This is a genomic window from Dysgonomonas sp. 520, assembly GCF_010501095.1.
Classification (GTDB): domain Bacteria; phylum Bacteroidota; class Bacteroidia; order Bacteroidales; family Dysgonomonadaceae; genus QVMP01.
Genome location: NZ_QVMP01000012.1, coordinates 62674 through 80108 on the forward strand (window position 1 = coordinate 62674; position 17435 = coordinate 80108).

General features: G+C 37.2%; 17 protein-coding genes and 2 tRNA genes. 17 read left to right on the top strand and 2 right to left on the bottom strand.

Going from position 1 to position 17435, the window contains the following annotated elements; translation table 11 throughout:
• Nucleotides 1-107 precede the first annotated feature (107 nt).
• The 13 genes from D0T56_RS08995 to D0T56_RS09055 all read left to right on the top strand — a co-directional run bounded on the left by D0T56_RS08995 (nucleotide 108) and on the right by D0T56_RS09055 (nucleotide 12887).
• Nucleotides 108-1373 (top strand): polysaccharide ABC transporter ATP-binding protein, encoded by a 1266-nt coding sequence (locus tag D0T56_RS08995; RefSeq protein WP_163319814.1) that lies wholly within the window; start codon nucleotides 108-110, stop codon nucleotides 1371-1373.
• Between the two features lie 5 nt (nucleotides 1374-1378).
• The gene (locus D0T56_RS09000) at nucleotides 1379-2110 is read left to right on the top strand and encodes a DUF268 domain-containing protein (protein WP_163319815.1); all 732 of its coding nucleotides are present in this window, start codon (nucleotides 1379-1381) and stop codon (nucleotides 2108-2110) included.
• Complete coding sequence (locus D0T56_RS09005) at nucleotides 2107-2991, top strand: alpha-1,2-fucosyltransferase (protein WP_163319816.1); 885 nt, start codon at nucleotides 2107-2109, stop codon at nucleotides 2989-2991. The genes D0T56_RS09000 and D0T56_RS09005 overlap by 4 nt, the downstream gene beginning before the upstream one ends.
• Before the next feature lie 5 nt (nucleotides 2992-2996).
• Nucleotides 2997-3989: a glycosyltransferase family 2 protein gene (locus D0T56_RS09010; RefSeq protein ID WP_163319817.1), complete on the top strand. Its 993-nt coding sequence runs from the start codon at nucleotides 2997-2999 to the stop codon at nucleotides 3987-3989.
• Between the two features lie 36 nt (nucleotides 3990-4025).
• The gene (locus D0T56_RS09015) at nucleotides 4026-4802 is read left to right on the top strand and encodes a glycosyltransferase (protein ID WP_255491131.1); all 777 of its coding nucleotides are present in this window, start codon (nucleotides 4026-4028) and stop codon (nucleotides 4800-4802) included.
• A 7-nt stretch (nucleotides 4803-4809) separates the two neighbouring features.
• Nucleotides 4810-5724: a glycosyltransferase family 2 protein gene (locus D0T56_RS09020; protein WP_163319819.1), complete on the top strand. Its 915-nt coding sequence runs from the start codon at nucleotides 4810-4812 to the stop codon at nucleotides 5722-5724.
• Nucleotides 5721-7001: a glycosyltransferase gene (locus D0T56_RS09025; protein ID WP_163319820.1), complete on the top strand. Its 1281-nt coding sequence runs from the start codon at nucleotides 5721-5723 to the stop codon at nucleotides 6999-7001. Before D0T56_RS09020 ends, D0T56_RS09025 begins: the two co-directional genes overlap by 4 nt.
• A gap of 31 nt (nucleotides 7002-7032) precedes the next feature.
• On the top strand, nucleotides 7033-8187 hold the full coding sequence (locus D0T56_RS09030; protein ID WP_163319821.1) for a glycosyltransferase family 1 protein: 1155 nt from the start codon (nucleotides 7033-7035) through the stop codon (nucleotides 8185-8187).
• On the top strand, nucleotides 8188-9009 hold the full coding sequence (locus D0T56_RS09035) for a glycosyltransferase family 2 protein (protein WP_163319822.1): 822 nt from the start codon (nucleotides 8188-8190) through the stop codon (nucleotides 9007-9009).
• 76 nt (nucleotides 9010-9085) lie between these two features.
• The gene (locus D0T56_RS09040) at nucleotides 9086-9619 is read left to right on the top strand and encodes a shikimate kinase (RefSeq protein ID WP_163319823.1); all 534 of its coding nucleotides are present in this window, start codon (nucleotides 9086-9088) and stop codon (nucleotides 9617-9619) included.
• A gap of 4 nt (nucleotides 9620-9623) precedes the next feature.
• Nucleotides 9624-11309: a serine protease gene (locus tag D0T56_RS09045; RefSeq protein ID WP_163319824.1), complete on the top strand. Its 1686-nt coding sequence runs from the start codon at nucleotides 9624-9626 to the stop codon at nucleotides 11307-11309.
• A 4-nt stretch (nucleotides 11310-11313) separates the two neighbouring features.
• A complete protein-coding gene (radA, locus tag D0T56_RS09050; protein WP_163319825.1) occupies nucleotides 11314-12687 on the top strand; it encodes a DNA repair protein RadA in 1374 nt (457 codons plus the stop codon).
• 128 nt (nucleotides 12688-12815) lie between these two features.
• Nucleotides 12816-12887 (top strand) — tRNA-Arg (locus D0T56_RS09055).
• Nucleotides 12888-12987: 100 nt separating this feature from the next.
• Here the strand turns inward: D0T56_RS09055 and D0T56_RS16750 are convergent.
• A complete protein-coding gene (locus D0T56_RS16750) occupies nucleotides 12988-13122 on the bottom strand; it encodes a hypothetical protein (protein WP_255491132.1) in 135 nt (44 codons plus the stop codon).
• Nucleotides 13123-13318: 196 nt separating this feature from the next.
• Complete coding sequence (gene pgk, locus D0T56_RS09060) at nucleotides 13319-14581, bottom strand: phosphoglycerate kinase (protein ID WP_163319826.1); 1263 nt, start codon at nucleotides 14579-14581, stop codon at nucleotides 13319-13321.
• Nucleotides 14582-14870: 289 nt separating this feature from the next.
• Here pgk and D0T56_RS09065 point away from each other — a divergent pair.
• From D0T56_RS09065 to D0T56_RS09080, 4 genes are all read left to right on the top strand, one after another.
• Nucleotides 14871-14944 (top strand) — tRNA-Arg (locus D0T56_RS09065).
• 291 nt (nucleotides 14945-15235) lie between these two features.
• A complete protein-coding gene (locus D0T56_RS09070) occupies nucleotides 15236-16465 on the top strand; it encodes a site-specific integrase (protein WP_163319844.1) in 1230 nt (409 codons plus the stop codon).
• A 5-nt stretch (nucleotides 16466-16470) separates the two neighbouring features.
• On the top strand, nucleotides 16471-16890 hold the full coding sequence (locus D0T56_RS09075; RefSeq protein WP_163319827.1) for an ArsR family transcriptional regulator: 420 nt from the start codon (nucleotides 16471-16473) through the stop codon (nucleotides 16888-16890).
• A gap of 1 nt (nucleotide 16891) precedes the next feature.
• Nucleotides 16892-17401: an ORF6N domain-containing protein gene (locus D0T56_RS09080; protein WP_163319828.1), complete on the top strand. Its 510-nt coding sequence runs from the start codon at nucleotides 16892-16894 to the stop codon at nucleotides 17399-17401.
• Nucleotides 17402-17435: the final 34 nt, after the last annotated feature.

The following is a 17435-nucleotide window of genomic DNA, read 5'->3' on the forward strand; positions in this document are numbered from 1 at the left end:
AAGCTAAGGCAAACAGGTATCATAAAATGTTGTATCTTTGCAAGATTGGAAGAAGATAGCACATTTGTCTTTACAAAGAAAGAATCAATAAAGATTAGAAAGAAAACATGTCAGACATAGCGATAAAATTTGAGAATATAGCAAAACAATATAGATTGGGAACAATCGGAACGGGTACACTGAGTCACGACATTAATAGGTGGTGGCATCTGGTTAGAGGGAAAGAAGACCCATACCTAAAAATAGGAGAGGTGAACGACCGGAGCCAGAAGGCTAATAGTAAGTATGTTTGGGCACTGAAGGATATCTCGTTCGACGTAAAGCAGGGAGAGGTTTTAGGTATCATCGGTAAAAATGGTGCAGGAAAATCGACCTTGCTGAAAATACTTTCACGAGTTACTTCGCCAACCGTAGGAGAAATAAAAGCCAAGGGGCGCATAGCATCGCTATTGGAGGTCGGAACCGGCTTTCACCCTGAAATGACCGGACGGCAAAACATATATATGAATGGCTCTATTATGGGGATGACTCGCCACGAAATAAAAAGTAAACTGGATGAAATAGTAGACTTTGCAGGTGTCGAGAAATATATAGATACACCCGTCAAACGATATTCGTCGGGGATGATGGTGCGTTTGGGGTTTGCCGTTGCCGCACATCTCGAACCCGAAATATTAGTTGTGGACGAAGTGTTGGCTGTTGGCGATGCCGAATTTCAGAAAAAAGCTATCGGGAAAATGAAGGATGTGTCTCTAGGTGGAGGCCGCACGGTTCTTTTTGTGAGCCACAATCTTGATGCTGTAAAAAAACTTTGTAATACAGGCCTTCTGTTGAGAAATGGTTCGATATATTGTCAAGGAGAAATAAATGATGTGTTAAATATATACGTTTCTGACAATAAGAAGATTATGCAAGTTGAATTTAATAAAAAAATAGATGACAACTTAATATTAAATTCCATATATCTTACCGGTGATGACAACGAGATAAAAGATACGTTTATGATTGGAGAGAAGTGGAAGATAAACGTTCATTTTGAAGTTACTGAGGGTAACCTGAAAAATGTTGTTTTTGCAACAGGACTAAATACTAACCTTGATACACCGATTTCAACAACATGGTCCGAACCACAAAACCTACCGAAAGGGACATATACTATTTCGTTTGAAAATGACAGTTTGTTCCTTCAAAAAGGAAACTTCAAATTGATAGTAGGTATATCTAAAGGTAACGAATCTTTGTTTTATAATGATTCGTCTTTAGAGTTTAGTATTGATCTGATTTCGAAAACGTCAAATGATAACCTTATTAAGATAGATGGAACTACTGGCTTGTTAATGAATCAGTTTAATGTTGAAGTATGTAAAGGTTGACAATTATGTTTTCGAGAATAAAATCAAAATTTATTAAGCCCGATACACGAAACGTTCTTTTTCAAGAACAATTTAAACTTTTTAATGAGCTCGGTAGCAAATATGATATCAGGGCAGAAGAGAAAGATTTATTTCCGTGCTTAAACGATAATAGTGGAACAACACCATTTGATGCTCATTATTTCTATCATCCGGCATGGGCGTGCAGAGTGGTGAAAGAGATTAATCCTTCTCTACATATCGACATTTCATCCATATTATACTTTTCATCCATGCTTTCTGCTTTTATTCCGGTAGAATATTATGATTACAGGCCTGCTGAAGTAAAGTTAGATAATGCAACGTATGGAAGAGCTGATTTAATGAACCTGCATTTCGAAGATAATTCGATAGAATCACTGTCGTGTATGCATACCATAGAGCATATCGGGTTGGGCAGATATGGAGATAAAATTGATCCGAAAGGGGATATAATAGCTGTTAATGAGCTGAAGAGAGTTTGTGCAATTAATGGTAATTTGTTAATAGTGCTCCCGGTAGGAATACCTAAGGTTATGTTTAATGCACATCGTATATATGATCCACATCTTGTAGTAAATGAATTGTTTGAAGGGTTTGATTTGATCGAGTTCTCTTTGATTAAGGATGATAGTGAGTTTGTACGGAATGCAGACTTGGATACTGCGGCACAGCAGAATTATGGATGTGGTTGTTTTTGGTTTAAAAAGCTCAGATGAAAATAAGTAAACTTCAGGGAGGGTTGGGAAACCAAATGTTTCAGTATGCTGTAGTGAGAGCGTTGGAAACGAAGAAAAATAAAAATGTATATTTAGATTTGGTTTTCCTTGAAACACATAATAAATCGGAAGAACATTTTTCTGCCAGAAAATATGAATTGAATATTTTTAAAAATATAAGAGCAACTCATCTTTCGAATAGTTGTAGAACGATATTCCTTTCTACTAATCTGTTTATAAGGATTATTAGACGCTTGTTGAATATTAGAGCTATCAAACAGACGAATGATCATTATGTGAATTTGCCCGATAATAGAAATATTTATCTGGATGGTTATTTTCAATCAGAAAAGTACTTTAGAAATATAAGGAAGGATTTGTTAAAAGATTTTGAATTTATAGCTTTTGACGATGAAAAAAATAGAATTATATATGATAAAATAGCCAATAGCAATTCGGTGAGCATCCATGTGAGGAGAGGAGACTATGTAAGTTCTTCTCAAATAGGAAATAAACACGGAGTGCTTCCTGTTGCATATTACAAACAGGCTATAGATTTGTTATCAAAGAAGATAGAAAAGGAAGATATTGATTATTATATATTTTCGGACGACCCTGCATATATAAAGACACATTTCGAGTTTGTCCCGAATTGTGTTATCATAGATGTGAATAAAGGTGATGATAGTTGGAAAGATTTATGCTTAATGACAGCATGTAAGTACCATATTATTGCAAATAGTTCATTCAGTTGGTGGGGGGCATGGTTGTCGCAAAGAGAAGGAATAACTATAGCGCCATCAAGGTGGTTTAATGATGAAGTTGTTTCCTATAATATTCATGACTTTATACCGGATAGTTGGTATATTATAAATTTTTAGAGTTTATGGAATCATCTCCATTTGTTTCTGTTGTTATGCCTGCATATAATGCAGAAAAATATCTGAAAGAAGCGATAGATAGTATTCTTAATCAGACCTATAAAAACTTTGAGTTTATTATAGTTGACGATGGTTCTACAGACAAAACGTCTGAAATAATTGAGTCATACACAGACAATCGTATTAAATTGTTGAAGAATGACAAAAATAGAGGGCTTATTTATTCGGCAAATATTGCTATAAGAGTAGCAACAGGAAAATATATAGCCCGAATGGATGCTGATGATATATCACTGCCGGAACGATTGGAAAAGCAGGTTCTTTTTTTAGAGAAGAACAATGAGGTTTCAATATTGGGAACAAGTTATGTGAGAAGTGATAATAATAAACAGGTGCATCATCCTGAGAATACGGAACTTATAAAGATATATCTACTGGAAGGAACAACATTTGCTCATCCTTCTGTTATGATAAGAAGAAACAATATCGTACAATATAATCTATTCTTTCAAGATGAATATATTTCTGCCGAAGATTATGCTTTGTGGACTTCATTTTCGATGAAAAATCTTAATATGGCTAACTTGCAGGATGTGCTTGTCTATTATAGAATTCATAATGAACAAATAAGCGTTAGTAAGGCGTTTGAACAAAGAGAAACCACTCGTAAAGTAAGGATTGAATATGCAAAATTTTACTGGAAAGATAACTTGACTACCGAAGACTATTTTGTAATAAGCCGTCTTTTCGAATCGGTAGAAGCTTACCGGGCAATTTTTACCCTGTGGAAGATTAAATATTTAAATGATTTGCAACAGGATTTTAATAAGCAGTTATTTGATATATTTATAAGAAAACATTTGTTGAAATCGTATTCAAATCTGGGCCGATATGACTTGTTGAAACTTTTAAAAGGAAAGTTTACTATATGGTATAAAATTGAACTTGTTTCAATATTTATAAAGAAGTCATTTAAGAAAATTCTGAACAGACTCTAATTAATTAAAGCCAAAAACTAATATTAAAGTAAATAGATGATTTCTTTTTTCAAAAAAATATTTTCAATTCAGAACTGGATAATCTTTATTCATAAAAAGAGAATAAAACCATTAATTTATATCCTGAATAAATTGGTGAGAAAACAGAAAAAGAATCCCCTTTCTATTCCTGTTATAATAATAAATTACAATCGCCTTAAAGGCCTAAAACAGTTGGTGACTTTTTTAATTGAAAGAAAGCATCAAAATATTATTATTATAGATAATGATTCATCATATCCCCCTCTGTTAGAATATTATGAACACATAAAGGATAAAGTTACTATTGAGAGGTTGAACAAAAATTGGGGACATTTAGTATTATGGAAAAATAATGACTTATTGTTGAGGTACACAAAAGGTTATTATATTGTGACAGATTCTGATATCTTGCCAAATGATAAGCTACCGGTTGATTATGTTAGTCAACTAATGAATATTCTGAATGAGAATGATGAAGTTGTGAAAGTTGGATTCGCATTAGATATCAGTGATATACCAGAGTCTTATGCTCTGAAAGATAAAGTGCTTGATTGGGAAAAACAGTATTGGGAAAAACCGATTGGTAAAGACTTGTATTTAGCCAATTTAGATACAACATTTGCTATTTATCCTCCCCTTTACAGATTCGATCATATTTCGAAGTTCTTTTCAGGTATTAGGGTAGCCGGTAATTTTACGGCAAAGCACGAAGGATGGTATGTTGACTCGAACAACATGACAGAAGAAGAATTGTATTATAAAAATACGGCAAATAGTTCAAACAATTGGTGAAGAATGTATGATGATATCTGTTATTCTGCCTAACTATAACCATGCTCAATATCTGAAAAGACGGATTGATTCTATTTTGAATCAATCTTATACGGATTTTGAATTAATAATATTGGATGACAAATCGTCGGATAATAGCAGGGATGTTATAGAAGAATACAGAAACAATCCGCATGTAACCCATATCGTTTATAATGAAGTGAATTCGGGCTCTACCTTCAAGCAATGGAAGAAGGGGTTGGAGTTGGCAAAAGGAGATTATATATGGATTGCCGAAAGCGACGATTGGGCAGAACCTTATATGATAGAGAAACTCCTTTCGGCTTTTGACGGTGATACTGTCGTTTCGTTTTGTCAATCGTTACGGGCATGGTCCGACAACGATGTTTTACCATCGGAAAGTTACAATTTTCAATATACACGATATGACGGAGTAGAGTTTATAAAAAAACGGATGCTCTGTTATAATGCGATAGATAATGCAAGTATGGCATTGTTTCGCAAAGAATGTGTCGATCCGGCTTGGTTTGACGACATCTCGGAAATGAAATATTGTGGCGATTGGTTCTTTTGGGTCAGATTAGCGGAGAAAGGTAAAGTAGTGGAATTTTCGGAAGCCTTCAACTATTTCAGGCAACATTCTCAAAAAGTGACATCAAGGGCAAAACGTTTAGGCTTAGATTTTACGGAAGGTGTAACCGTGTTGAAATATATAGAGTCTGATGTTAAGATTAAAATACCAAAGAATGTTCTTTCATATTGGGCCCGGGTATGGGCAAATAGCTGGAGATTTTTTGATAAAGGAGTTGTTTTGAGAACATTGTGTGTGCTGGTTTCGTTTAAAACTATATTTTTGTATTATATACCTGTCAGTTTGGTAAGAAACAGGTATAGCAGGTTGATAAAGAAAAAAAACAGATGAAAATAGTTACTCTTAGTTCAAAAGATAGTTTCGGGGGGGCGGCCAAGGTTGCATGCCGTATCCATGAACAATTGGATAAAATGGGAGTAGACAACAAATTTATAGTAAACAGTAAAAGGTCTGCCAACAATACCTCTGTTCGTATAGAAGAATTCCATAAACCTAAATCCAGGCTTTTTCAATACATAGAGAGGTTAAAGCTGGTGAGAGGGGAACTGAACAGGCGCAAGTTGTGGAAAAAATATGCCGCGGGACTGAAGGATGCCGTTGTTTTAGACCTAGAGGTTTCGCTTCTAAAAAATACCCTGGAGGAGGTAGAGAAAAAATATAATTTCGACATACTTCATTTGCATTGGGTAGGAGATAGTTTTGTGAATTTCACAGAGTTTAAGAATCTCGATAAGCCTGTTGTATGGACATTGCATGACTGTTTTGCATTCACCGGAATTTGTACTTATTTCGAAGATTGTGACAAGTATCTGTCTCATTGCCAATTTTGTCCGCAATTGGGCGCAACCATACAAAAAGACCTTAGCTATATAACTTTTGAACAGAAAAAAGAAAGATATTCGGACATCAATTTTCACATTGTTTGTCCCAGCAATTGGTTGGCCGACCATGCACGAAAAAGTGTTTTATTAAAGAATTTTCCTGTAAGTGTTATCCCCAACGGCATTGATACGGACTATTTTTATCCGATTGATAAAAAGTCGGCGAAAAAATCATTAGGCATAAATCCCGATAAGAAAGTAATTTTGTTTGGAGGCATTGCAATAAACAAAGACGAACGAAAAGGCGGAGCTTTGTTAACCGAGGCCTTGAGGAAACTGGCAGGAGCGTATAGGCAGGACGAAATAGAACTGCTTATTTTGGGGGTAGAATCCGGAGGCAATTTGTACGGAGAATATAAAGCAACGTATCTGGGTTATGTGGATAATGAGTTTTTTATGCGGATAGCCTATTCGGCCGCCGATATTACGATATTGCCGTCTAAACAAGAAAATCTGTCGACAACGATAATGGAAAGCATGTCCTGTGCAACTGCTGTTGTTGCATTCAACATCGGAGGAAATTCGGATATGGTAGACCATAAGCAAAACGGCTATTTGGCAAAACCGTACAATACAGGAGATTTGAAAGATGGAATTGTCTGGTGCTTATCAAATAACGATGAAAATGAATTGGGAAACGCTGCTAGACAAAAAGTTCTGGACAATTTCCGGATAGAAGATATAACAAAACGTTATGTCGAATTGTACGGATCTCTGGTAAAATAAATGTGAGTGTCAGACTAACCGAAAATAATATATGAAAATATTATACGATCATCAAATATTTCAGTATCAGAGGGTAGGGGGAGTTTCCCGCTATTTTACCGAAATAATCAAGCATTTGCCAACAGATGTAGAGGCTGATGTATCGGTTGAATATTCTTTTAATGAGTATCTGAAAAATTCTGATATTCCTTTTCAGTATGTTTATCAAATGGTAGACAAGTTTCTGCCTCAATATAGTTTCAAAGGTCAAGGTTATCTGACCGGGAAGATAGAACGCTATTTTCCGCAAAAATATAACAAACGGTACGATGCAAATAAACAAAAAAGCATACAAAAAATAAAAGAAGGAAACTTTGATATTTTCCATCCTACTTTTTTTGACGATTATTATCTTGATGTAATTGAAAACAAGCCTTTTGTATTGACCGTGCATGATATGGTTCTCGAACTGTACCCGGAGTTGACTTATAGCGTAGGGTTTATAAAACGAAAGCGGAAGCTGGTGGAACGGGCAACCCACATTATTGCTGTGTCGGAAAATACGAAAACGGATTTGGTGAATGTTTTTGATGTAGATCCCGATAAAATATCGGTAACACACCATGCTTCGTCGCTGATTGAGGGTGAGGTTGAAAAAATAGATTTGCCTCAGCGCTACTTGCTCTACGTTGGTGACAGGAGAATGGGATACAAGAACTTTAATTTTCTGGTAACATCCCTCATTCCACTATTCAACCAGTATCCCGATATAGTTTTACTGTGCGTTGGTTCTGAATTTAATTACGATGAACGGTACTTCCTCAACGAATTGGGGGTAACAGATAAGGTTAAGTATATTTCGGTTTCGGACAACGAACTTTATACCGTGTATGACAGAGCCGAAGCATTTATATACCCGTCTTATTACGAAGGGTTTGGCATACCTGTTTTGGAGGCTTTTCAGGCAAAGTGTCCTGTCGTACTGGCCGAAACTGCTTGCGCAAAGGAGGTTGCGGGAGACGCGGCTTTGTATTTTCAACCAAAATCGCCCAATCAGCTACGCACAAATGTAATATCTTTGCTTAATGATGAAACCCTGAAAACAGAATATATCCGACGGGGTACGGAACAATTGAAAAAATATTCGTGGCAGAAAAGCGCACAATCTACGGTCGATATTTACAAAAAAATATTAGAGTCAAGGTAAATGAATAAAATATCCATTATAACCATATCTTTCAACAATAGCGAGGGCTTGGAAAAAACCATGGAAAGTGTTTTTCGGCAAACCTATCGGCTCTATGAATATATTGTTATTGACGGAGGCTCTTCGGATGGCAGCGCCGATCTTCTGAAAAGGCATGATGACAAGATAGCCTATTGGGTTAGTGAGCCCGATAAGGGTATATACAATGCCATGAATAAGGGATTGGATAAGGCAACAGGCGATTATGTACACTTCCTGAATGCGGGTGATTCATATGCATCCGATGATGTTTTGGAACGTTTTTTTGCGGAAGAGCAAAGTGTTCCGTTTATCCGTGGGACCCAGATTTGTAACTATGGCAACCGCACCGAGATATGGACAAATATGGGAGAGGAAGACTTAACCGTGTTTGGGATGTATGAAAATACAATGCTTCATCAGGCTACATTCATCAGGCGAGATATGTTTGATAAATATGGTAAATATGATGAAACGTTGAAGATTACAGCCGATTGGAAGTTTTTTTTCAAGGCAATATTAGGCAATGAGAAAACCTCGTTTCGAAATATCCCTGTGGTTGATTTTGAGATGTTTGGTATCAGCACAAGCGGAGAATATGGTGCAATACTTAAAAAGGAACGTGCCGAAGTGATCAGGGAATTGATGCCTTCTAACTATTTGCCCGATTATGAAAAATTATTCGACCTGAACAAGGATAGTTATATCATTGATTTTGTGAAATCGAACAGGTTTTTTTTATGTACATTCAAGGTGTTTAGAAGAATATGCTTGATGTTGGGCATTGGAAAAACAAGGAAATAGAATACATTTGCATAGTTAAGATTAACTAAGTCTTTATTTTAATTGTTTGTTTTTCATTACATTTGTGTTAACACTTATGGAGCGTATTTTTTTAATTGGATATATGGGGGTTGGTAAAACAACCTTGGGAAAAGGTTTGGCAAAAGCACTAAACCTTGAATTTGTTGATTTAGATTTATATATACAAGCCAGATACCAAAAAACCGTAACTCAATTGTTCGAAGAATATGGAGAAGACGGATTCCGGAAGATAGAAAACAAACTGTTGAAAGAGGTTAGCGACTTCGAAAATGTTGTTATCTCGACAGGGGGGGGAGCACCATGTTTCTATGACAATATTGATATAATGAACCGGAAAGGAAAAACTGTGTATCTGAAAGCCAGCACAGACCTGTTACACAGCAGATTGCTGACATGCCGAGACAAGAGGCCCCTTTTACAAAACAAAACAGACGAAGAACTATACAATTTTATTAAAGAAAATTTGAGAAAAAGAGAACCGTTTTATTCTAAGGCCAAATATACACTTGAGGCTGAAGAGTTGGTTAGCAGAGACGATATAGAGAAATATGTGTCTCTGTTGTCGGAACTTCTCAATATAAAACATTGAATATATGATGGGTACGAAGAAAATATTACAAATTGCGGGCATTTTGGTGTCTCTGTTGTTTGTTAGTGTCAACCTGTCGGCACAAAGGATAGAGGTGGGAGTTCCTCCGAGCTTCAACAATATGCCGGTCGGTAAAACAAAGCTAATGAGGAAAGTGCAGGTTTTGGAAAAACACTTCAAAGTAGAAGACCTGAAGAAAGAAGATGTTGTGACCAATAAGATGGGCATGCCTTTGCGGATAGCGGAGGATGTTGCAGCAGATGTTGATATAAATAGAACGGGAGAGTGGATGGTATTGTCTAATGGTCAGCAAATCTGGCAACAAACAATTCAATCGCCGGATGCTAACGGTTTGATTTTGTCGTTCGATGAAATGTACATACCTCAAGGGGCAAAACTATATATCTACACATCCGATAGGTTGCAGGTTGAGGGAGCATACACGGAAAAAACGAATCCATCGGGAGGAGAATACAGCAGTCCCGTACTGTTTCAGGACGAAGTTACGCTCGAATATGTGGCTTCGGCTCAATCGGAGGAAGCACCCCGCATAAAAATATCGTCGGTGGGTTATGTGTACAATATGAAAGCCGAACTGGCAAAGGAAGATCTTTCATGTATGGTGAACATAAATTGCGAAGAGGGAGACAATTGGCAGAAACAGAAAAAAGGCGTGGTTGGTTTGCAGATTCGTATAGGAAGTTCATCTTATGTTTGTTCGGGCGTATTGGTGAATAATGCACGAAAAGATAAAACCCCTTATATAATGACGGCAGATCATTGTATATGGGTAGAAAAAGATACTGCCAATTTTGCTACCATGATGTTCGATTTTTATAAAGAGAAAAATGGATGTACGTCGATAGAAAATATAATAAGTTCGAATACGAGAACTCTCGTCGGAGCCGAACTGTTGGTTGATATACCGTTGCATAAGGGTTCGGATGGTGTGTTGCTCAAGTTGAAAAATGAAATTCCTTCTGATTGGAATGTATATTATAACGGATGGGATGCGAGGGAAATAGCTCCGTCAAGCGGTGTCGGCATACATCATCCCGGCGGCTACCAGAAAACCGTGTCGACATATAAGGAAACTGTTGGTCAGACGGGTTTCGGTGGCGTGTGGATGAGTGATACGATATACACGGCATCTTTTGCACATTGGTCTGTGTTGTGGTCGAAAACAGCTAATGGGCGTAGCGTTACGGCCGGAGGGTCTTCCGGTTCACCATTGTTCAATCAAGACGGACTGGTTGTGGGCACGCTGACGGGAGGAAATTCAGAATGTGGCAATCTTTTTGGTGAGGATGTTTATGGTAAAATGTCTTATCATTGGAATAAATATTCCGGGTCGAACCGTCGGATGAAGACTTATCTTGACCCCGATGATACAGGCATATTGGTATTGGAGGGTCTGGAAGTGAATAAGGACAGTGGTATTGCATCAGAGAAAGCAGAGAGTAGTAATGTTGTTATATTTCCCAATCCGGTGAATACAGAACTGCATATTAATGCGAAAAATATAATCAGTAAGGTCTGGGTATACGATATTTCGGGCAGATTGGTAACTCAACAGTCGGGAGACGGCGCTTCTACTCTATCCATGTCGACAGAATCGTGGCAACAGGGAGTTTATCAGGTATTGGTGGAGACAGGCGTGGCTGTGTATAAGGAAAAAATTATAAAATAAGACAATGGCGAAAGCAAAATCGGTTTTTGTTTGTAGTAGTTGTGGCAACGATTCGCCGAAGTGGCTCGGAAAATGCCCTGTCTGTGGCGAGTGGAATACTTACGTAGAGGAGTTGGTGTTGAAGACGAGTGCTTCCAAGCCTTCCCGAACAGGAGGACTGGCTTCGGATTCTTCAAAGCGGAAGCCACTGCAATTGAAGGATGTTGAAACAAGCGAAGAGCTTAGGATAAATCTTCGGGATGAAGAGTTTAACCGTGTTTTGGGAGGTGGACTTGTTCCCGGTTCGTTGGTTCTGATAGGCGGCGAACCCGGCATTGGAAAATCGACGCTGGTTTTGCAAACTATTCTGAAACTTCCGGATGTCAATATTCTTTACATATCGGGGGAGGAGAGTGCAAAGCAATTGAAATTGAGAGCCGATAGAATCAGCCAGCAAAATCAGAACTGTTTCATCGTTTGTGAAACCAATCTTGAGCAAATCTTTGTACATATCAAGAATGTCAACCCCGATATCGTTATTATAGATTCAATACAAACAATATATTCGGATATGGTAGAATCTTCTCCGGGTAGCGTATCGCAAGTTCGGGAGTGTTCCGCAGCCATTTTGAAGTTTGCAAAAGAATCGGGTACACCGACTATTCTCATAGGTCATATAAATAAAGAGGGAAGCATTGCAGGTCCTAAAGTTTTGGAACATATTGTAGACACGGTGTTGCAGTTTGAAGGAGATCAGCATTACATGTACCGGATACTGAGAAGTATCAAAAATCGTTTTGGAAGTACGGCCGAATTGGGTATATACGAAATGCGCCAAAGTGGATTGAGGGAAGTTAGCAATCCTTCGGAACTTTTACTTACCCAAAATCATGAAGGATTGAGCGGAGTGTCTATTTCTGCGGCAATAGAAGGGGTACGCCCTTTTCTTATCGAGACGCAGGCATTGGTGAGCACTGCTGCCTACGGAACGCCTCAGCGTTCGGCTACGGGGTTCGATATCAGGCGAATGAATATGCTTTTGGCTGTGTTGGAAAAGCGGGCAGGCTTTAAATTGATTCAGAAAGATGTTTTCTTGAATATTGCCGGAGGACTTAAGGTAAATGATCCTGCCATAGATTTGGCTGTGATAAGTGCTGTTTTGTCGTCAAGTTTGGATATTGCTATCGAGCGTCATGTGTGTATGGCGGGAGAAGTTGGTTTGTCGGGCGAAATTCGTCCCGTAAATCGTATAGAACAAAGGATATTGGAAGCCGAGAAACTTGGTTTTTCAAAGATTCTCATTCCGCATAACAACTTGAAAGGGTTTACTTCAAAAGTGAAGATTGAGATTGTGCAAGTGAGGAAAGTTGAGGAGGCTTTCCGGCAGCTTTTCGGATAAGGTTACAGGCTGTTTTATGTGTGTTTTAATGCCAATTATAAGCCGGAAAGAACTTTCTGTTACTTAATTTCGGATAAACTCTTTCCAGATCAAAATATTTTGTATTTTTGTGAACCAAAAATCAGAATGGCTCTGTAGTTTAATGGATAAAATGAAGGATTCCGGTTCCTTTGATGTGGGTTCGATTCCCGCCAGAGTCACAGAGGAAAATAAAAGCGTGTAAATCAGTAGATTGCACGCTTCTGTTTTTTGTACTTAGATTGGTTGATAACATTGTAATGCTATCCAATATGCAAACGGCTAATTCTGTTCGATTGCATTTGCTATTTTATCATAAAGATCGTCGAATTCAGCCAGATAGTCATCACTATCCATAAATCGCTTTATTTCTTTTAATATTGAAAGTAATTCTTCGCACTTTTCGCAATTTGCCATAATCTGATTCAATCTAAATTTGTAATTCTATCGTTAGTGCTAATTTGACAAGTAAAATAGGTGAAAGTTTAAACCTCATAATAATCAGGGTGATAAATAATATTAATCTTATATCGTACCCCTGTTTTGCAGAACCGGTTTAATGAAAAGAGGTTGCTCCGAAGAACAACCTCTTTGTATCTTTTGGTTGTAAAGATTAATAACCTCTTATGGCTTTGATGCCCGGTAAAACTTTTCCTTCTATAAATTCAAGTAAAGCTCCACCTCCGGTTGAAACGTATGATACGTCGTTTGCATAACCAAATTTGTTTATACAAGCAACTGAGTCGCCACCACCGATAAGAGAGAATGCGCCGTGTTTTGTAGCATCAACTATTGCATCGGCAACAGCTTTAGATCCGTGAGCGAAATTGTCAAACTCAAATACACCTACCGGGCCATTCCACAAGATTGTTTTAGAAGCTTTGATTACTTCCGCAAATTCTTTTTCTCCTTCTGTACCTATGTCAAGTCCTGACCATCCATCAGGAATTTCATTTGCTTTCACTATCTGAACATTGGCGTCGTTGCTGAATGAATCTGCAATGCGTGCGTCGCTGGCAATAACAAGTTTTACGTTTTTTTCTTTTGCGATTGCCATAATTTCTTTTGCTTCGTTTAGCATATCATCTTCGCAAAGCGAGCTTCCTATTTTTCCACCATTTGCTTTTTCGAAAGTGAATGCCATACCGCCTCCAATGATCAGGTTGTCAACCTTAGTAAGAAGGTTTTTGATGATTATGATTTTGGAAGATACTTTCGATCCACCAATGATAGCAGTAAATGGACGAGCTGTATCTTGCATAATTTTGTCAACGGCGTCAATTTCTTTTTGCATAAGGTAGCCGAACATTTTATGCTCTGCATCAAAATAATCGGCAATAAGAGCTGTTGATGCGTGTGCACGGTGAGCTGTACCAAAAGCGTCATTTACATATACATCTGCATACGAAGCCAGTTGCTTTGTGAATTCGATTTGTTTAGCCTTGATATCTTTCTTTGCAGCGGCTTTCTCTTCATCCGTTGCGTTATCTGCCAAGCCACGAGGTTTGCCTTCTTCTTCTGCATAGAAGCGAAGATTTTCTAGCAAAAGAGCTTCTCCGGGTTGAAGTGCTGCGGCCTTCATGGCAGCTTCGTCACTTGCACAGTCGGAGGCAAATTGAACATCAACTCCAAGAAGTTTTGATACATGACCAAGGATGTGTTTCAACGAGTATTTATCTTCAACGCCTTTTGGTCTTCCGAGATGTGATCCAATGATCAGGCTACCTCCATCAGCTAAGATTTTTTTCAAGGTAGGAAGAGCGGCACGTATACGTGTGTCATCTGTAATATTAAAGTTTGCATCTAGAGGAACATTGAAGTCAACCCTTACAAAAGCCTTTTTACCAGCAAAGTTAAATTTGTCAATTGTTATCATAACTTATTGAAATTAAAAATATTATATATTTTGTATAGATTAAATGCTATTCTTGAAAACTTTTTGAAAAAAGCGACACAAATATAAGAAATTAAGTTTGATAAATTTGATTAGAGGATGAATTTATTCCGACTATTTTAGCAAGTGAAAGCTCTAAGGAATAATATAAACTACTATTGTAAAATGAAGATTACAATATATAGTTGTTTTTCGAATCTTTTTTTAATTAAATTTGGATTTAGATGGAAATATATTATCTTTGCATCGCTTTTTAAGCAATCAAAGGTGAGGTCCAGTAGCTCAGCTGGATAGAGCAACAGCCTTCTAAGCTGTGGGTCAGGGGTTCGAATCCCTTCTGGATCACTTAAAGGTCGGAAAACCAAAGACTTATTTCTGACAAAACAAGACAAAACTCTCTAAGATAGATTCTTAGGGAGTTTTTTTATTCTCCCTTTTAGACATAATCAGTCATTAAAATGCCGATATCGGACAGTCATTCGTTACGGAATCGTTACGGATTTCACGAAAGACAAAAACCGTAACGATTTAGATTATAAGTATCTCATTTGTCGAATATTGGCAGTTCTTTGTCTTCCTGACTTCTAACAATTAATTCTAGTTTTGAACACTAAAAAATGATCTATTATGAATGTTATGAAGTCAACCTTTCGTGTATTGTTTTATCTCCGAAAGAATGAAGTGAACAAATCCGGTAATTCTTCGATTATGGTAAGAATTACTGTAAATGGAGAACAAGTGCAGTTCAGTTCCAAGTTACAAATCAAACCTGAACTTTGGGATACTAAGAATGGAAAGGCGGTTGGCAAGGGTGCTGACTCCATGAAGACCAATCGTTTGTTGGAAGCTATCAGTGCAAAAGCAAATGAATTATATCATAAGCAACTGAGCGAGTACGGCTATGTTCTGCCCGAAAAGATTAAGAACATTATACTCGGAGTCGATTCTGATAGAAGAAAGATGCTGTTGGAACACTTTGACGAATATAATGAGTTCTATGTTTTGAAGATCGGCAAAGATACTTCTCAAATAACTGCTAATCGTTATAAGTTAACCAAACTTCGTCTGCAAGAGTTCTTAAAGGCAGAATATAATCTTTCGGATATTCCTGTATTTGAACTAACACCTGTGTTTGTAGAGAAGTTTTTTCTGTTTCTTCGAAATACCCATAATTGCAGTAATAATACTGCTTTGAAGTTTATCCAACGATTCAGAGCAGTTTTCTATTATATCAAAGATACAGGAGCAGATATAAAGATTAATCCTTTCGGTAGTTTTAAATTCCGCACAACCAAAGTCGTTCGGGAAATACTTACTCAAGAAGAACTCGATATCATATACAAAAAAGAGTTCTTAACCGAAAGATTAGGACAAGTTAAAGACATCTTTATTTTTATGTGTTATACCGGACTTAGTTACATTGATGTAGCACAGCTAACAGAAGATAATATCAAAACTGCTTTTGACGGACATCAATGGGTAATGACTAAACGCCAAAAGACAAGTGTACCATCTAATATCCGTTTGCTCGAAATCCCATTAGCAATTATAGAGAAGTATAGAGGACAACAAAAGAATGGCAAATTATTTCCTGTTTGCTCTAATCAGAAGATGAATGAGTACCTCAAAGAAATCTCTATAATCTGCGGAATAGATAAGCTAATAACCTGTCATATAGCACGTCATACTTTCGGAACAACCGTTACGCTCGCCAATGGAGTACCTATTGAAACGGTATCAAAAATGCTCGGGCATACAGACATTCGGACTACTCAAATCTACGCTAAAATAGTCGATCAGAAGCTTAGTACAGATATGGATAGCTTGGCGAAAAACTATAAAAGACGGAAATACATTAATAAATAGGCTTTATGGAAACAGGATATATAAAATTCACAGATATAGAAACTGATAAACCCATTATTGAAGTGAGAATAATTGATGGTACGGTTTGGATGACAGTAAACGAGATAGCTGATTTGTTCGGGGTATATTCCCCGACAATCAGTAAACATCTAAAAGCCATATTCAAAGATGGTTTATTGAGAGAAAGTGATGTTACAAAGGAGTATAGATATACCCGAAATGAGAAAGAAGAATATATTCGTACTTATTACAATCTTGAAATAATTATCTTTTTGAGTTTTCGTATTCAATCGCTTTATACAAAAGCTTTTCGGGAATGGGTATTGAACGCTTTTCGGGAATATAGTAAGGAGCAGAAAAGCCATGAGGTTATTGTCATATCCAATACTTACACAAGAGAACATTCACTTAAAACTTTGAATTGAAATGGAATTACAAGTAATACAGAATAAAATATTTGAGATAAGAGGAGAACGTGTCATGCTTGATTTTGATTTAGCTGAATTGTATCAGGTTGAAACGAAAAACCTGAAAAGAGCAGTTAAACGTAATATCGACAGATTTCCTTCCGATTTTATGTTTGAGTTGACAACTGATGAATGGGAAATGTTGAGGTGCAATTTTGGCACCTCAAATTGGGGAGGAATACGATATATGCCTTTTGTTTTCACAGAGCAAGGTATAGCACAATTATCCAGTGTTTTGAACAGTCCTTTGGCTATTCAGGTAAATATTTCAATAATCAGGGCTTTTGTTACGCTAAGAAAATATGCTTTGGGATATGCAGAGTTGAACAGTAAATTAGAAAGTTTTATGATTGAAACCAATATGCAATTCAATGAGGTATATCAGGCTTTGACGGAATTAGCCAGTATCAAAGAATTGGAGGATAAACCACGAAAGAGAGTCGGGTTTGTGCAAAATGAGGAAGAATAGTTATCAGAATTTATCTTTTATAATGAGCATTTTA